Annotated in this window: 17 protein-coding genes; 7 read left to right on the top strand and 10 right to left on the bottom strand. The window is 71.1% G+C overall.

Translation table 11 applies throughout. From position 1 onward, the window contains the following. The first annotated feature begins 10 nt into the window (after window positions 1–10). From J2X60_RS10145 to J2X60_RS10130, 4 genes are read left to right on the top strand one after another with little or no spacing between them, the layout of a single operon-like run. A complete protein-coding gene (locus J2X60_RS10145; protein ID WP_309887293.1) occupies window positions 11–505 on the top strand; it encodes a GNAT family N-acetyltransferase in 495 nt (164 codons plus the stop codon). 21 nt (window positions 506–526) lie between these two features. Next, window positions 527–991 (top strand): GNAT family N-acetyltransferase, encoded by a 465-nt coding sequence (locus tag J2X60_RS10140; protein ID WP_309887292.1) that lies wholly within the window; start codon window positions 527–529, stop codon window positions 989–991. Between the two features lie 45 nt (window positions 992–1,036). Continuing rightward, window positions 1,037–1,189 (top strand): hypothetical protein, encoded by a 153-nt coding sequence (locus J2X60_RS10135; RefSeq protein ID WP_175475652.1) that lies wholly within the window; start codon window positions 1,037–1,039, stop codon window positions 1,187–1,189. A gap of 51 nt (window positions 1,190–1,240) precedes the next feature. Then, the gene (locus J2X60_RS10130) at window positions 1,241–2,095 is read left to right on the top strand and encodes a hypothetical protein (protein WP_309887291.1); all 855 of its coding nucleotides are present in this window, start codon (window positions 1,241–1,243) and stop codon (window positions 2,093–2,095) included. A 31-nt stretch (window positions 2,096–2,126) separates the two neighbouring features. On the opposite strand, the gene J2X60_RS10125 is transcribed toward J2X60_RS10130, so the two are convergent. After that, window positions 2,127–2,705 carry a TetR/AcrR family transcriptional regulator gene (locus tag J2X60_RS10125; RefSeq protein ID WP_309777670.1) on the bottom strand — a complete coding sequence of 193 codons (579 nt, stop codon included), beginning with the start codon at window positions 2,703–2,705 and terminating at the stop codon, window positions 2,127–2,129. A gap of 77 nt (window positions 2,706–2,782) precedes the next feature. Here J2X60_RS10125 and J2X60_RS10120 point away from each other — a divergent pair, with 77 nt between their 5' ends. Further along, window positions 2,783–3,517 carry an SDR family oxidoreductase gene (locus J2X60_RS10120; protein WP_309887290.1) on the top strand — a complete coding sequence of 245 codons (735 nt, stop codon included), beginning with the start codon at window positions 2,783–2,785 and terminating at the stop codon, window positions 3,515–3,517. A gap of 120 nt (window positions 3,518–3,637) precedes the next feature. On the opposite strand, the gene J2X60_RS10115 is transcribed toward J2X60_RS10120, so the two are convergent. Beyond that, the gene (locus J2X60_RS10115) at window positions 3,638–4,090 is read right to left on the bottom strand and encodes a hypothetical protein (protein ID WP_309887289.1); all 453 of its coding nucleotides are present in this window, start codon (window positions 4,088–4,090) and stop codon (window positions 3,638–3,640) included. A gap of 98 nt (window positions 4,091–4,188) precedes the next feature. Between J2X60_RS10115 and glgX the strand changes: the two genes are divergently transcribed. Further along, complete coding sequence (glgX, locus tag J2X60_RS10110; RefSeq protein ID WP_309887288.1) at window positions 4,189–6,207, top strand: glycogen debranching protein GlgX; 2,019 nt, start codon at window positions 4,189–4,191, stop codon at window positions 6,205–6,207. 78 nt (window positions 6,208–6,285) lie between these two features. On the opposite strand, the gene J2X60_RS10105 is transcribed toward glgX, so the two are convergent. From J2X60_RS10105 to J2X60_RS10090, 4 genes are all read right to left on the bottom strand, one after another. Beyond that, the gene (locus tag J2X60_RS10105; RefSeq protein WP_309777681.1) at window positions 6,286–6,690 is read right to left on the bottom strand and encodes a PIN domain-containing protein; all 405 of its coding nucleotides are present in this window, start codon (window positions 6,688–6,690) and stop codon (window positions 6,286–6,288) included. Continuing rightward, window positions 6,687–6,917, bottom strand: a complete 231-nt coding sequence (locus J2X60_RS10100; RefSeq protein WP_261645853.1) for a type II toxin-antitoxin system VapB family antitoxin — start codon at window positions 6,915–6,917, stop codon at window positions 6,687–6,689. Before J2X60_RS10100 ends, J2X60_RS10105 begins: the two co-directional genes overlap by 4 nt. Before the next feature lie 119 nt (window positions 6,918–7,036). Then, window positions 7,037–8,422 carry an NAD-dependent succinate-semialdehyde dehydrogenase gene (locus tag J2X60_RS10095; RefSeq protein WP_309887287.1) on the bottom strand — a complete coding sequence of 462 codons (1,386 nt, stop codon included), beginning with the start codon at window positions 8,420–8,422 and terminating at the stop codon, window positions 7,037–7,039. A 17-nt stretch (window positions 8,423–8,439) separates the two neighbouring features. Continuing rightward, a complete protein-coding gene (locus J2X60_RS10090) occupies window positions 8,440–9,852 on the bottom strand; it encodes an APC family permease (protein ID WP_309777684.1) in 1,413 nt (470 codons plus the stop codon). A 303-nt stretch (window positions 9,853–10,155) separates the two neighbouring features. On the opposite strand from J2X60_RS10090, the gene J2X60_RS10085 reads away from it, so the two are divergent. Next, window positions 10,156–11,280, top strand: coding sequence for an alpha/beta hydrolase-fold protein (locus J2X60_RS10085; protein WP_309887286.1), 1,125 nt, complete (start codon window positions 10,156–10,158; stop codon window positions 11,278–11,280). A 37-nt stretch (window positions 11,281–11,317) separates the two neighbouring features. Here J2X60_RS10085 and J2X60_RS10080 read toward each other — a convergent pair whose 3' ends face one another. Genes J2X60_RS10080 through J2X60_RS10065 form a run of 4 tightly spaced genes read right to left on the bottom strand, consistent with a single transcriptional unit; the run spans window position 11,318 to window position 14,975 of the window. Further along, entirely contained in the window at window positions 11,318–12,562 is a 1,245-nt protein-coding gene (locus J2X60_RS10080; protein ID WP_309887285.1) for a type II toxin-antitoxin system HipA family toxin, read from the bottom strand. Continuing rightward, a complete protein-coding gene (locus J2X60_RS10075; RefSeq protein WP_309887284.1) occupies window positions 12,559–12,876 on the bottom strand; it encodes a helix-turn-helix transcriptional regulator in 318 nt (105 codons plus the stop codon). The genes J2X60_RS10080 and J2X60_RS10075 overlap by 4 nt, the downstream gene beginning before the upstream one ends. Before the next feature lie 48 nt (window positions 12,877–12,924). Further along, window positions 12,925–13,944 carry an agmatine deiminase family protein gene (locus J2X60_RS10070; protein WP_309887283.1) on the bottom strand — a complete coding sequence of 340 codons (1,020 nt, stop codon included), beginning with the start codon at window positions 13,942–13,944 and terminating at the stop codon, window positions 12,925–12,927. After that, window positions 13,941–14,975, bottom strand: coding sequence for a nitrilase-related carbon-nitrogen hydrolase (locus J2X60_RS10065; RefSeq protein ID WP_309887282.1), 1,035 nt, complete (start codon window positions 14,973–14,975; stop codon window positions 13,941–13,943). The genes J2X60_RS10070 and J2X60_RS10065 overlap by 4 nt, the downstream gene beginning before the upstream one ends. Window positions 14,976–15,033: the final 58 nt, after the last annotated feature.

Here is a 15,033-nt window from a genome sequence, read left to right as displayed (position 1 = left end):
CGGTCGTCCCATGGGAGACCAGCACGACGAGGCCGTGGTGATCCGCCCGGCGACCGCCGACGACGCCGAGGGCATCGCCAGGGTGCACACCACATCGTGGCGCGAGACCTACGGCCGGTTCGTGGACGACCCGGACACCGACCCGTGGTTCGACCTCGGCCGGCGACTCGACATGTGGCGCGCAAACCTCGCCCAGGGGACGTTCGCGACCGTGGTGGCCGACAGCGCTGACGGGATCGTCGGCTTCGCCGCGGTGGAGGCGACGACCGAGCCCGATGCCGTCCGACCCGAGGAACTCACGATGCTGTACGTGCTCGGGCGCGCCCACGGCGACGGCAGCGGTCAAGCGCTCCTCGACGCGGTCCTCGGTGACCGTCCGGCATCCCTGTGGGTCGCCGAGGACAACCCGCGTGCCCACTCCTTCTACCGACGGAACGGATTCGTCCCGGACGGCGCCACGTCGAGCTTCGGCCCGATCGGCTCCACCGTGCGGCTCGTCCGCTGAGCGTGTGGCAGCCTCGTCGTCATGGCCGTCACCATCACTGCGGGCCGGAGCGGAAGCGACGTGCATCGAATCCTCGAAGCCCTGCCCGATTGGTTCGGTGACCCGGAAGCGATCGACAACTACGTGGCGGCCGCTGAGGACGGCCGTCACGGAAGCCTCCTCGCTGTCGAGGACGGTGTCGTCGTGGGGGTGGCACTCACGCGACGACACTTCCCCGAGTCCGCGGAGCTCCACCTCCTCGCGGTGCATCCCACCGCTCACCGACGCGGCGTCGGCCGGCTCCTCGTCGAGCGTGTGGCGGCAGACCTCGCCGCGGATGGCTGCGCGATGCTTTCCGTCCACACGGTCGGCCCCTCGTTCGAGAACATGCCGTACGCCCGGACGCGAGCCTTCTACCGACGGGTCGGCTTCACACCGCTGGAGGAACACGACGGACTCGACTGGTCGGGGCCGAGTCTCATCCTCGTCCGGACACTGGCCGGGTAGCCGTCCTGGACGGACACCGGATGCAGCGCGCGTACGGTCCGGGACATGAGCGACACCAGCGGAACCAGCGACCCCACCGACGCCGAGCGGCAGTACACCGAGGACCTGCCGGACGGCTCGCCCTCGGGCGACGCCACGAAGGACCCGGAGCAGGACAGCGACCACGACTCGGGCGGCGAGCCGGCGGACCCGCAGTAGTCCGCCCTGGTCGTCTCGCGCGGCGTCGGCGGCCCCTGCGATGATCGTGGCATGGACGAGACGACCGCTGCGGCGATCAGTGCGGTGGCCGCGGCGGTGAGTGTCCCGGTGGCGGTCGCGTCTGCCGTCGTCGCATGGCGGGCGGGTCGGGCGGCCAAGTGCGCGGCGGATCAGCAGAACCAGCTCGGGCACGCTGCGTGGGTCGGCTCCTGGCAACCGACCGTCGACATGGTGCTCGACGCGGTCACGTACCGGTGGGCAACCGACACCGAGGTCTGGGAGTCCGGCGCCGCGACGGACCCCGGCCTCGTTCAGGGCGAGGGCGTCTCACCGCAACGAGCACGCGACGAGCGCCTGCACGTCGAGGTGGTGGTCTCGGGACGCCTCGTCAACCACTCATCGCGTGAGGTGCTGGCGACCGCACACGCACTTCGTCGTCGGCAGGTGCGGTTCCCGTTGCGGAACCAGGGGGTGTTCCTGGTGGACGGCGTCGACCGCCACCAGGCCGTGGTCGCTGCGAACTCGACCATCGCCTTCCGGTGGATCGACCGGCTCCCGGTGGACGATTGGCTGCAGCACCTCGCCGCCTCCGACTGGTGGCCGGCCTTCGACGTGCCGATCCGGCTCCGGCGCCGTGGGCGGACGGATTCGCTGCAGTCCGGAGGGTTCCGCGTCGTGTTGGACAGTCGGGCCGCCGAGCGGGTCTCCGAGGTCTGGACGGCGATCCTCGAGCGCCCAGCGGTCCGGCCGTGCGGTCGGGACGACCGGGACGAGCTGCTGTGGGTTCCGGCCGGGTCTGCTTCCGCCCCCATCGACGACGACGTCATCCGGTACCGGTGCGCTGCCGACAGCACGCTGGCACAGCTCCGGCCGCCGAGGCTGCGTCTCGTGCCGGGTCGACTCTGACGCCGGGTACTTTCCGGCGGATCCCGCCCGGTCAGGCGCCGACGAGCCGTTCGGCAGCCGCCCGCGCCGCCGCTGCCCAGGGCCGCGACGGATCAGCCTGCGCGCTCGCCATCGCGCCGTCGTAGAGCAGGCAGAGCTGCAGCGCCGTGCCGTCCGGATCGGCTGCGTCGGCCTCCGCGAGCAGTGACGTGAAGAGTCCCCGGACCCACGTGCGGTGCTCGAGCGTCACCTCGTGCGTGGGGTGCCCGGCGCCGTACTCCGCCTCGACGTTGATGAACGGGCAGCCCCGGTAGCCCGGGGCTACGAACCACTCCCCGAGCAGGTCGAACACCGCCAGGACGCGGTCGCGCGGCGTGCTCCCGCGCCCGGGGAGCTCGGCGGCGACGTGCTCCTGCCACGACCGGCTCCGTCCTTGCAGGTAGCCGAGCACGAGGTCGTCCTTCGTCCGGAAGTGCGTGTAGAGGCTCGCCTTCGAGATGTCCGCCTCGGCAGCGACCTGGTCCACCCCGACCGCGTGGATCCCCTGCTCGTAGAAGAGCCGGTCGGCCGTGGCGACCGCGCGCTCGTACGCGGGTCGGCGGCGGGTTCGGGAAGTCGACGTGTCGGACATGGTTTGACTTTACTGCACTGATCTGTACAGTTACCAGCGATTCAACCAAACCGATCTGTTCAGTTAGGACATCGACCATGACCACCACCGCCCTCGTCACCGGGTCCACCAGCGGCATCGGCCGCGCCACCGCCGAACGCCTCGCCGCGGAGGGGATTCACGTCGTCGTCTCCGGCCGGAACACCGAGCGGGGTGACGAGGTCGTGCGGGGGATCCGCGCTGCCGGCGGCACGGCCGACTTCGCCCGGGCAGACCTGCGGGACGCCACCAGCGCGAAGGAGCTCGCCGAGGCGGCACTCGCGATCGGGGGCGGCCGGGTCGACGTGCTCGTCAACAGCGCCGGGATCTTCCCCTTCGGCGCGACGGCTGACACCACCTCGGAAGGTTTCGACGAGGTCTACGACGTCAATGTGAAGGCGCCGTACTTCCTGGTCGCTGCTCTCGCTCCGGGCATGGTGGAGCGCGGTACGGGCGCCATCGTGAACGTCACGACGATGGTCGCCGAGTTCGGTGCGGCCGGCATGGGGCTGTACGGCTCGACGAAGGCGGCGCTCGTCCTGCTGACGAAGTCGTGGGCGGCGGAGTTCGGCCCCGCTGGCGTCCGCGTCAACGCCGTGAGTCCCGGTCCGACCCGCACCGAGGGCACGGCGGCGATGGGCGAGAGCCTCGACCAGCTCGCCGCTGCCGGTCCGGCCGGACGGCCGGGCACGGCCGGGGAGATCGCCGAGGCGATCGTCTTCCTCGCCACCGACGCGGCCTCCTTCGTGCACGGCGCGGTCCTGCCGGTGGACGGTGGCCGGATCGCGGTCTGACGCGACCAGCTGACGGACGGGAGGCGCGGTGTCGGCGCGCACCGCGCCTCCAGTCCTCCTGCGCCTCGTCCAGTCGCCACGAAGGACCCGGAGCAGGACAGCGTCTGGTCCGCGCCCTCGTCAGTCTGCGGCGCGGATGGGTTCACCGGTGTCCGGGTCCCAACCGACCACCCGCGGCTGCGCGACCCGGGCAGCAGGGCGCTGGCGTGGCGGGAAGTACCCGCGGGCAGCGGGCAGGTACGGCAAGAACGCGGCGACGGCACCCAGTACGCCGTTCGCGGTGGTGAGTCCGTACGGCGGCAGGAGGGCGCTGATGGCTCCGACCACACCGAGCACCGCCATCCAGAACCGTGCGCGTCCGGAGCCGCGGCCGACGCGCAGTGCACCGAACACGAACCAGCCGAGGATCGCCAGGCCGATGGCGACCGGCACGAAGCCCCAGGGGCCACCGGACGACACCGTTCCGGGCAGGTCCACGAGCCGTGTGACCAGGTCGCACGCGAACAGCACGAGCCACAGCACGACGGCAGCGGTCACGAGGACGGGGCGGGAGCGCGGGACACCGGTGGTCACGTGGTGATCCTAGGACCGGAGTTGCGCTGCGCACCACGCTCGGCGACGGGGTACGTCGGCGAGCCGGGGACACAGTCGCCGACCGGTAGAACGACGACATGACCACTTCTTCCCGCACCCCGCTCGGCGTGACACTCGTCGACGGCGGCGCGAACGTCGCTCTCTTCTCCAGCACCGCCGAGCGCGTCGAGTTCTGCCGGTTCGACGAGGACGGCACCGAACACCGCACCGAGCTCACGAACCGCACCGGCTACACCTTCCACGACGTCGTCCCGGACGTGACCGTGGGGACCCGCTACGGCTTCCGCGTCCACGGCGCATGGGACCCGGCGAAGGGCCTCCGTCACAACCCGGCGAAGCTGCTGCTCGACCCGTACGCCACCGCCGTCGACGGCACGTACGAGTGGGGCCAGGCGCTGTTCGGCCACGACATGCAGCACCCGGACCAGATCGACGAGACCGACTCGGCCGCTGCGATGCCGAAGTCCGTCGTCGCCGACCGCGACTTCGACTGGGGCGACGACGCGCGGCCCCGCACGGCCCTCGCCGACACGGTCGTGTACGAGGTCCACGTCAAGGGCTTCACGAAGCAGCACCCGGACGTGCCCGAGGAGATCCGCGGGACCTACGCCGGACTCGCGCACCCGGCGGCGATCAAGCACCTCACCGACCTCGGGGTGACCGCTGTCGAGCTGCTGCCGACGCACCAGTTCGTGCAGGACTCGACCCTCGCCGACAAGGGCCTCCGCAACTACTGGGGCTACAACAGCATCGGGTTCTTCGCCCCGCACGACGAGTACTCGTCGTCCGGCACCGCCGGCCAGCAGGTCGCCGAGTTCAAGGCGATGGTGCAGGCCCTGCACGCCTCCGGCCTCGAGGTCATCATGGACGTCGTCTACAACCACACGGCCGAGGGCAACCACATGGGCCCGACGCTCTCGTTCAAGGGCATCGACAACGAGTCGTACTACCGCCTGGTCGAGGGCGACGAGGCGAACTACTTCGACACGACCGGCACGGGCAACAGCCTCAACGTGTCGCACCCGTCCGCACTCGGTCTCATCACCGACTCGCTGCGCTACTGGGTCGAGGAGATGCACGTGGACGGCTTCCGCTTCGACCTCGCGACGACGCTCACCCGCCAGGACGGCGAGGCGGAGAAGCACTCGGCGTTCCTCGACATCATCCACCAGGACCCGGTGCTCCGCGAGGTGAAGATGATCGCCGAGCCGTGGGACACCGCCGGCTACCAGGTCGGCGGATTCCCGGCGGACTGGTCGGAGTGGAACGGCAAGTACCGCGACGACCTGCGCGCGTTCTGGCGCGGCGACGCGGGCACCCTCGGTGACGCCGTGCAGCGCGTGCTCGGCAGCCCGGACGTCTACGAGGGCTCTCGGCGCTCCCCGCTGTGCTCGGTCGACTTCGTCACCGCCCACGACGGTTTCACCCTGGCGGACCTGACGATGTACGCCGAGAAGCACAACGAGGCGAACGGCGAGGACAACAACGACGGCGAGAGCGACAACACCTCGTTCAACGGCGGTGTCGAGGGCCCGACCGACGACGGCGTGGTGAACGACTACCGCAACCGGCAGCGCCGGAACTTCCTCGGCACGCTGCTGCTGTCGGCGGGCGTGCCGATGATCCTCGGCGGCGACGAGATCGCCCGGTCGCAGGGCGGCAACAACAACGCCTACTGCCAGGACGACGAGATCTCGTGGTTCGACTGGGCCGCGGCCGACCGGGACCTGCTGGCCTTCACGACCGAGGCCATCGCGTTCCGCCGCGACCACGTGTCCCTGCGTCCCGAGTGGTACCGCACGGCCCCGAGCGACTCGGCGTGCACGGTGGACGTGCTCCGTGCCGACGCGAAGGGGTTCGACGACGCCGACTGGGCGGACGGCGGCAACCGGGCGGTCATGCTCGTGCTGCAGCAGGGCGACGACACCGTGGCGGTGTTGCTCAACGCGTCGGAGACCACCGTCGAGTTCACCCTGCCGGAGAAGCCGGGCGGCGGGCGCTGGTCCCTCGGGCTGTCGAGCGACCCGGACCAGGCCGTCGGCGACGACGCGTCGACCGTGCTGGTGCGCGACGCGTCGTTCACGGCCTTGGTCTAGACCAGGCGGCGGACGGGAGGCGCGGTACCGGCTGGCACCGCGCCTCCCGTCATGCGGGAGCAGTGCGGTCGCGCCCGCTCACCGCTCCGGCAGGTACTCGTGCCGGAAGTCCGGCACGACGGCAGCGATGTGGTCGTAGTCGCGGTCAGCCGTGAGCACGATCGCCTCGTTCGCGATCGCGTACGCGGCGATCAGCGAGTCGACCGCTCCGGCGCCACGGACGTACCCGCCGTTCCACAGTGCGCTCTGCAGCGTGAGGACGTCGGCTGCGCTCGGGTGCTCCTCGGCGGGGAAGAACACCTCCATGTCGCGTCGGAACTCCGCGTGCTCAGCCGCATCGCGTGCGGAGAAGCAGTACTCGAGCACCTGCGGCGGGCACGTGAGGATGAGGTCCTGCGTCGACACCGCACGGAGTCGTGTCGCGATGGCGGGATGACGCCCGGCCTTCCACCACACCGAGTTGTCGACGATGTACGCGCTCACGCCTCGTCCGAGGGCACTCCCGGTGCGGAGTAGTGCTCGACGGGGGCACCCGTCTGTTCGTCGGTGAACGTCCGGCCCACGATCCGCTCGACGGCGTCGGGCTGGCGCCGCACCGCGATGAGCGTCTGCAGCGCGCGGTTCACGACGTCGCGGTTCGTGCGTGCGCCCGTGAGCTCCTTGGCGGTGTCGAGCACCGCCTGGTCGAGGTCGATCGTCGTGACGGTCATCGTGTCCGCTCCTTCCGTGCGTGCAGACCACGACTATACACCCGCTTATATAACGGACGGGAGGCGCGGTGCCGGCTGGCACCGCGCCTCCCGTCCGTCCGTGGGCCGGGTCCAGGGTGTCAGCCGCCGATGCGGATCAGCTTCTTGTTGACGAACTCGTCGGCCCCGAGCGGGCCGAGCTCGCGGCCGAAGCCGCTCGCCTTGACGCCGCCGAAGGGGAGCTCCGGGCTGTCCGCGCCGACGATGTTCACGTAGACCATCCCGGCCTCGATGCGATCGGCGACCCGCAGTGCCTGCTCGGCGTCGGTCGTGAAGAGGTACGAGCCGAGGCCGTACGGGGTGTCGTTCGCGATCGTGATCGCGGCGTCCTCGTCCTCGACCCGGTAGACGGCGGCGACGGGGCCGAAGAACTCCTCGCGGTACGCGTCGTTGTCGGGCGTGACGCCGGTCAGGATCGTCGGAGTGAACGCGTTCCCCTGACGCTGGCCGCCGGTGACGACGGTGGCGCCCTGGGCGGTCGCGGCCGCGAGCTGCTCCTGCAACCGGTCGGCTGCGGCGGGGGAGGACAGCGGACCGAGCTCGGCACCGGGCGTCGTCGGGTCGGTGGGCGAGACCGCGGCCATCGCGTCGGTGAACTTCGCCAGGAAGTCGTCGTGAAGGTGGTCGGCGACGAGGAAGCGCTTCGCGGCGTTGCAGACCTGGCCGTTGCCCTCGAGGCGGGTGGCGACGGCTGATTCAACCACGGCGTCGAGGTCGTCGGTCGACAGCAGGATGAACGGGTCCGAGCCGCCGAGCTCGAGGACGACCTTGGTGAGGTTGCGGCCGGCGATCTCGGCGACGGCGGCACCGGCGCGTGCGGAGCCGGTGAGGGAGACGCCCTGGACGCGCGGGTCGGCGATGACGTCGGCCGCCTGGTCGTTCGTGGCGAAGACGTTCGTGTAAGCGCCCTCGGGGAAGCCCGCGTCGTGGAAGACCTGCTCGATCGCGAGTGCGGACTCCGGGCACTGCGGGGCGTGCTTGAGCAGGACGGTGTTGCCGATGACGAGGTTCGGACCGGCGAACCGGGCGATCTGGTACGCGGGGAAGTTCCACGGCATGATGCCGAGCAGGACGCCGATCGAGGACTTCCGGATGAACGCGCTGCCCTCGCTGCCGTCCGCCAGGGTGATCGGCTGGTCGGCGAGGAACTCCTCGGCGTGGTCGGCGTAGTAGTCGTAGATGTCGGCGCAGAAGTCGACCTCGCCCACGGCCTGGTCGATCGGCTTCGCCATCTCGCGGACGATCGTGGCGGCGAGGTCGTCCCGACGCTCCCGGTACAGCTCGGCGACGCGGTGCAGCAGCGCGGCGCGGTCGGCGACGGTACTCGTGCGCGACCACTGGGCGTGCGTGCGGTCGGCGGTGTCGATCGCCGCGCGGAGCTCCTCGTCGGTGATCGTCGGGAACGTGGCGAGGGTCTGGCCGGTGGCCGGGTCGGTGACCGCGTAGACGGTACCCGTGTCGTTCATCGTGTCTCCTGTGTGGTTCAGACCTGGTCGGTCAGCTGCTTGTTGACGCCGGTGACGGGCTGGTTCTCGTCGAAGCCCTTCGGCTGGATCCGGAACCCCTTCGTGATCACCAGCAGGTACACGAAGCCGATCGCGGCCCAGACGCCGCCGGCGATGAGGGCGTCGGCGTGCAGCTGAGACCAGAGAACACCGGTCAGCAGCATCGCGACCCCGGGGAGGACGATGAAGGTGAACCGGTCGCGGGCGGTGTGCCGGCGGCCCTCGCGCCAGGCGAAGTGCACGATGACCGTCAGGTTGACGAACGTGAACGCGATGAGGGCGCCGAAGTTGATGTACGCCGAGATGGTGTCGAGCGAGAACGTCATCGCGAGGAGCGTGACCGCCCCGACGATGACGACGTTCGGGATGGGTGTGCGGGTCCTCGGGCTCACGTACCCGAAGACCTTCTTCGGCAGGACGTTGTTGCGGCCCATCACGAGCAGCATGCGGGCGACGCTGGCGTGCGAGGCCAGGCCCGAGGCGAGTGCGGCGACGAACCCGGCGGCGACGAGGATCGCCTGGAACACCTTGCCGCCGACGAGCAGCCCGATCTGGGGCAGCGGGTCGTCGGTGAACTCGCCGAACGGGGCGTTGGTCGGGAAGCGGAGCTGGGCGAAGTACGCCGAGACGAGGAAGATGAGCCCGCCGATGAGGACGGTCAGCAGGATCGCCTTCGGCATGATGCGGATGCTCTTCGCCTCCTCCGTGTACATCGTCACCGCGTCGAACCCGATGAACGAGAAGCACACGACGGTCGCGCCGGTGAGGAGCGCCGACATCGTCACGCCGTCGTGCACGAAGGGCTCGGCGCTGACCACCGTGCCGGCACCGGCACCCTCGACGAGCTCGATCACGGCGAAGACGACGAACGCGATCATCGCGAGGATCGCCCCGATGAGCAGGACCATGTTGAGGTTCGACGTCCCGCGCATCGACAGGCAGATCACCGTCGTGACGAACAGCGTGTAGACGACCACCGTCACCCACGCGGGCAGTGCCGGGAAGACCTGCTCGAGGTACAGACGGATGATGAGCGCGTTCACCATCGGCAGCAGCAGGTAGTCGAGCAGGGACGCCCAGCCGACCATGAAGCCGGCGTTCGGGTGGATCGACTCCCGCACGTACGTGTAGGCCGAACCCGCGGCCGGGTAGACGCGGACCATCTTCCCGTAGCTGATCGCCGTCAGGAGCATGATCACGAGGGCGATGAGGTACGCACTCGGCACGGCGCCGTTCGTCTCGCCGGAGACGATGCCGAAGGTGTCGAACACCACGGTCGGCGTCATGTACCCGAGGCCGAGTCCGACGATCGCCCACAACCCGAGACTCCGCTTCAGGGACCCACCACGCGCGGTGCCGGGTGGGGCGGTGACGATGGTCGGTGACGCCATGGGGGTTCCCTCCTGCTCGCAGCCGGAGCTGCGGGGGCCGGGGTCCGCGCGGCGGTGCGCGGACCTGATCGGGTGGACCGATCCGCTGACGATACCGACGCCGCGGGCAGCGTCGGACCCGCCACGGAGTACACGATGCGACGCAGGGCTGTACGCGGTGTCGCTTGCCGATCGGAGCCTGGGACCGGCCGGGAAGATGCTCAGCCACGGGGCCGGAACCGCGGGCGCACTCCCGGCACGGCTCCCTACGATCGGCTCGGCACGACCGGCACCGGGCCGGACGCCGACGGACGAGGACGACCGATGACACGGACACGAGGGTTGATCGCCGCGGGGCTGGTGGTCGGCCTCGCGCTCGGTGCGGCCGGTGGGTGGGGCGTCGCCCACGCGACCGGTGCGGGTGGGACGGGCTCCGCCGCTGCCGGGCGGCCCGTCGCTGCGGAGCCGAGCCGCGCCTCCACGGCCCGCGCGACGACCGTGCCGAGCGTCCGCCCCTCCGCGCACGCCCCGATCGCGACCGCGGCCGGCGGGATCCCCGCTGCCGAGGCGCCCGGGTCCACTCCCGCGCCGGCGAGCGTCGACCTGGCGAGGACGTGGACCGCACCGGCCGACCTGCCGACGCAGGGGCGGCTGCTCCGGGTGACCATCCCGGCCACGCGATCGCACTTCGTCGCACGCCAGGCCCTGCTGTACCTGCCCCCGGCCGCGCTCACCGCCGACCCACCGGCGCTGCCCGTCGACGTGCTCCTGTCCGGCCAGTCCCGCGGGGCCGGTCCCGAGGACGTGCAGACCGGCGGGTCGATCGAGCAGACGATGGACGCACTCGCGACCGTCGACCGCGGCCTCGCACCGATCGTGGTCGTCCCCGACCAGCTCGGCCCGCGGTCGGCGAACCCGATGTGCGTCGACGGGGCGCTCGGCAACAGCCGGACCTACCTCACCGAGGACGTCCCGGCGTGGGTGACGAGCCATCTGCGGGTGCAGACCGCGGCCTCCGCGTGGACCATCGGCGGGTTCTCGCAGGGTGGGACGTGCGCGATCCAGCTCGGGGCGGGGGACCCCTCGCGGTTCGGCAACCTCATCGACGTCTCCGGCGAGGACGGTCCCACGCTCGGCAGCGAGACGAAGACCGTCGACGAGGGGTTCGCCGGGAACCGGGCGGCGTGGGCGGCTGCGCAGCCGGCGGCACTGCTGCGCGCCGGTGCGCCGTTCCAGGACTCGAACGCGTTCTTCGCGGCCGGGGCCCTCGACACCACCTACGGGCCCGTGATGCCCGTGATGGCCGAGCGGGCGCGGGCAGCGGGGATGCACGTCGCCACGTGGGTGGTGCCGGGTGGGCGGCACAGCTGGGTGACGGCGCGGGCGGCGCTCGCCGCGGGGCTCGACTGGTTGCAGCCGCGGGTGGGGCTCGGGGCGCCGGCGGCCTGATGTCTACCGAGCCGCAGGCTCCTGCTGCGTGATGCAGTCACCGCGAGGCTCGACGAAGGGTGTCGAGGCCCTCCGAGAAGGAGCGTTCGAACCGCTTGGTCTGCGACGCCGGGACCTCGTTCGCGAGGGCGACCTCGCGCCACCCCTCCAGCGCTGCGATGACAGCGCGGAGTTCGTCCTGCGCCTGCTGTGCCGACAGGCGGCACGACGCAGCAAGTGAGACGAGGCCGTCGGCTTCGTCGATCGGTGATGCTGCGCCGGCGAGCGACGTCTGCCGGAGCTCGGGATCGGGGTTCGGGTTCAGATCGAAGGCCGGACTGAGCACCCAGCCGCTGCGCCGGCGGAGGAAACCGTGGTTCCTGAGGTGATCGTCCGTGTTGTTCATGCCGACGCTCACTGCGACTCGTCGGAAGAGCTCACGCAGATCCCGGCTCGGCTGCTCGCTGATCTCCGGGATCCGTTCGGCGATGTCCTCGTAGTCCGCGGAGGCTCCGTCGCGTTCTTCGAGGACGGTCATCGCGCTGACGTACCCGATCCTGCCGGTCGAGGAGCGGTCGAATCGGTCGAGCAGGACCAGATGGCGTCCGTCGACGCGGGAGAGCCGGTGAGGCGGGACGTTGACGCCCGCTGCCGAAGCGAGATCGAGGGCCGTTGCCTCCCACGCCATGACGTCCCACTCGTCGGTCTGGTGCGGGAACTTGGCGATGAGCTGTCGACCGTCGTCACCGAGGACCGATGCCTTCGGTCGTGCGCCGCCGAGGGAACCGGTCCCCGCCGCGAGGAGCGCCTTCACCGCCGCGTGGTCGTCCGCGTCCCCGGAGGCGCTGTCCGCAGCACGGAGGAGTTCCGGGAGGTGGAGCAGCTTGGGGACCTGGTGATCGGGGTCGAGGAACGGGCTGTCCGGGTCCCCCCGGAATCGGAGAGCCCCCTGTCGGGTCACGTCGCTGACGCCGATGAGGTAGTCGACGTCGTCGAGGACCCGCGCAGCGCGCGCTGATCCGTCCGCGAGTGCTCGTTCCTGCTTGCGGATCAGGTTGCGTCCCCACCGATCGGGAGCCGAGTCGGCGAACGATCCCGGGAGTCCGGCCGTGTACTGCGTGCCGGAGGTCAGCTGCAGTGCTGGGTCGATCGCGTAGGACGTCGGCCGGGCGAGGTACTCCGTCTCGTACTGGAAGGTCGTCCCCTGGAGTCGACCGCGGCTCCGCTGGAACTGTGCCCGCCCGGCGAGGACGGTCGACCCGTCGAGCTCGACGTGGACCTCGACGCCGTCGCGGGCGCTCACCGGATCCGCTTCCTGAGCAGCATGTCCGCCCGCGCTCGTCCCAGGTCGGTCTGCAACGGGTCGAGCGCCTCGGTGAGCGTGTCGAGCACCCCCAGCGCACGTGCTGTCCGCAGGACGACGTGGAATCCGACCGACGGGTCGCCGTGTTCGAGCTTCCTGAGCGTGGCCCGCGTGATGTCGGCGCGATCGGCGACCTGCTCGGCCGTCAGCCCGAGGATCTTCCGCCACCCCGCGAGGTCCGCTCCGATCGCTCGCGCGGAACGCGTGACGGCTGCCGGGAAGGATTGTGCGAGTCGCGGATCCTGGTCACTCATGGTCACTACAGTACGCATTACGGTGCTTACTGGCTACCAGAGTAATCGTTAGCGAGCCGAGGGCTCCTGCTGCGTGATGCAGTGCAGCCCACCGCCCCGCGCGAACACCTCACGCGCATCGATCGTCCGCACCTCCCGCCCCGGGTACACGTCCGCGAGGATCCCCCGCGCCCGCTCGTCCGCCGCCGGCTCCCCGAAGCCGCACGCGATCACCGCGCCGTTCACCACGACGTGGTTCACGTAGTTCCAGTCGACGGGTCCGTCGGGGTCGGCGAGCGTCGCGGGTGCGGGCAGCTCGACGATGGTGGCGTCCGTCGCCTCCTCGATCGCCCGTCGGACGATCGGCATCACGAGGTGGTCCGGGTGGCCGGGGTCCGGCTGGGCGTGCAGCAGGACGGTATCCATCGCGGCGCCGGCGAAGGTCGCCACCATGTCGACGTGCCCCCGGGTGCCGAAGCCGTCGTAGTCGCGGGTGAGGCCACGGGGCAGCCAGACCACGTCGGTCGCGCCGATCGTCCGTGCCAGCTCCTGCTCCACCCGCGCGCGGTCGGCGTAGGGGTTCCGGCGGGGATCGAGCTGGACCGTCTCGGTGACGAGGACGCGTCCGGTGCCGTCGACGTGGATCGCCCCGCCCTCGTTCACGAGCAGCGACGGGATCCGTTCCACACCGGCGGCCGCGGCGACGGTGGCGGCGACCTCGGCGTCGCGCGTCCACGTCGACCACGGGTTCGCACCCCAGCCGTTGAAGACCCAGTCCACCGCGCCACGGGCCCCGGTCACGGCGTCGACCACGAACGTCGGACCGATGTCGCGCATCCAGAAGTCGTCGAGGGGCGCCTCGAGCACGTCCACGGCGACGGACAGGAGGCGTCGGGCGTCGTCGCGCGCGACCGGGTCGACGACCACGGTGACGGCCTGGTACTCGCTGATCGCGTTCGCGGTCGCCGCCCAGACGGCACGCGCCGCCTCGGCGCTCGCCGGGTCGTCACCGAGCGTCAGCCCGGGCCGCGGGAACGCCATCCAGGTGCGTTCCTGCGGGGCGGTCTCGGGAGGCATGGCCCACGTCATGCGCGCACCTCGCGTCCGGTGGGGGTCGCCGCCACGGCGATGGCCGCGTCGATCGCGTCGCGTGCGCCGTACGCGTGGCGTTCCTCGTCGACGGGGGCGACGAGCGTGCCGTACAGGTCCGGACGGCGCGTGACGTAGAAGGGGAAGAGCCGGAGCCACTCCGTGCGGGCGTCGAGGTCGAGGTCCGCGACGAGCACGACACTCGCGTCCCGCGGTGCCTCGACGAGGACGCGGCCGAACGGGTCGGAGATGAACGAGGAGCCGTAGAAGGTGATGTCGCCCTCGTCGCCCCAGCGGTTCGGGACCACCATGAACTGCCCCGAGGTGATGCCGTTCGCCACGATGACCTGCCGCCAGATCGGCGCGGTGTCGAACGCGGGGAACGACGGCTCGGACCCGATCGCCGTCGGGTACGCGAGGACCTCGCTGCCGGCGAGACCGTACGACCGCGCGACCTCGGGGAACCATTCGTCCCAGCAGGTCGGCAGGCCCACACGGGCGCCGAGTCCGGCCGGCTCGTACACCGGGAAGGCGTCGGCGTCGGTGCCCGGGCGGAAGTAGGTGTCCTCGTAGTAGCCGGCGCTGATCGGGATGTGCGTCTTGCGCGTCCGTCCGACCAGCGTGCCGTCCGGGGCGACGAGGACGGCCGTGTTGTAGCCGCGCGGGTCCTCGGGCCGGTCGTCGGCGGCCGGGCGCTCGTACAGCGAGGCGTGCACGAACATCCCGTGCTCCGCCGCCTGGGCGCGGGCGAAGGCGACCGTCGGGCCGTCCTCGAGCGACTCGGCCGACTCCTTCGGTGCGCCGGTCGCGGGGGTGTCGCCCGGGTAGCGCGAGAGCGTCAGTTCGGGGAGGAACACCGCGGTGGCGCCGTTCGCCGCTGCCGTCGCGATGCCGTCCGCGAGCTGGGCACGGTGGGCAGCGGGATCCTCGAGCCACCGGGACTGCACGAGGCCGACGTGCACCCGGCGTCGGGGTCGGCCGGTGTCCTCGTGCAGGGGAGACGGCTGCGGTGTGCCGGTGATGACGTCCATGACGCCATTGTTGATCGCGCGATCAACGAGCGCAACCCCCTCGAGGTGTTGTGTGGAC

The sequence above is a fragment of the Curtobacterium sp. 320 genome (assembly GCF_031455235.1).
Taxonomy (GTDB): Bacteria; Actinomycetota; Actinomycetes; order Actinomycetales; family Microbacteriaceae; genus Curtobacterium.
The sequence above is the reverse complement of the archived record's forward strand: the minus strand, read 5'-3'. Positions and strand labels throughout refer to the sequence as shown.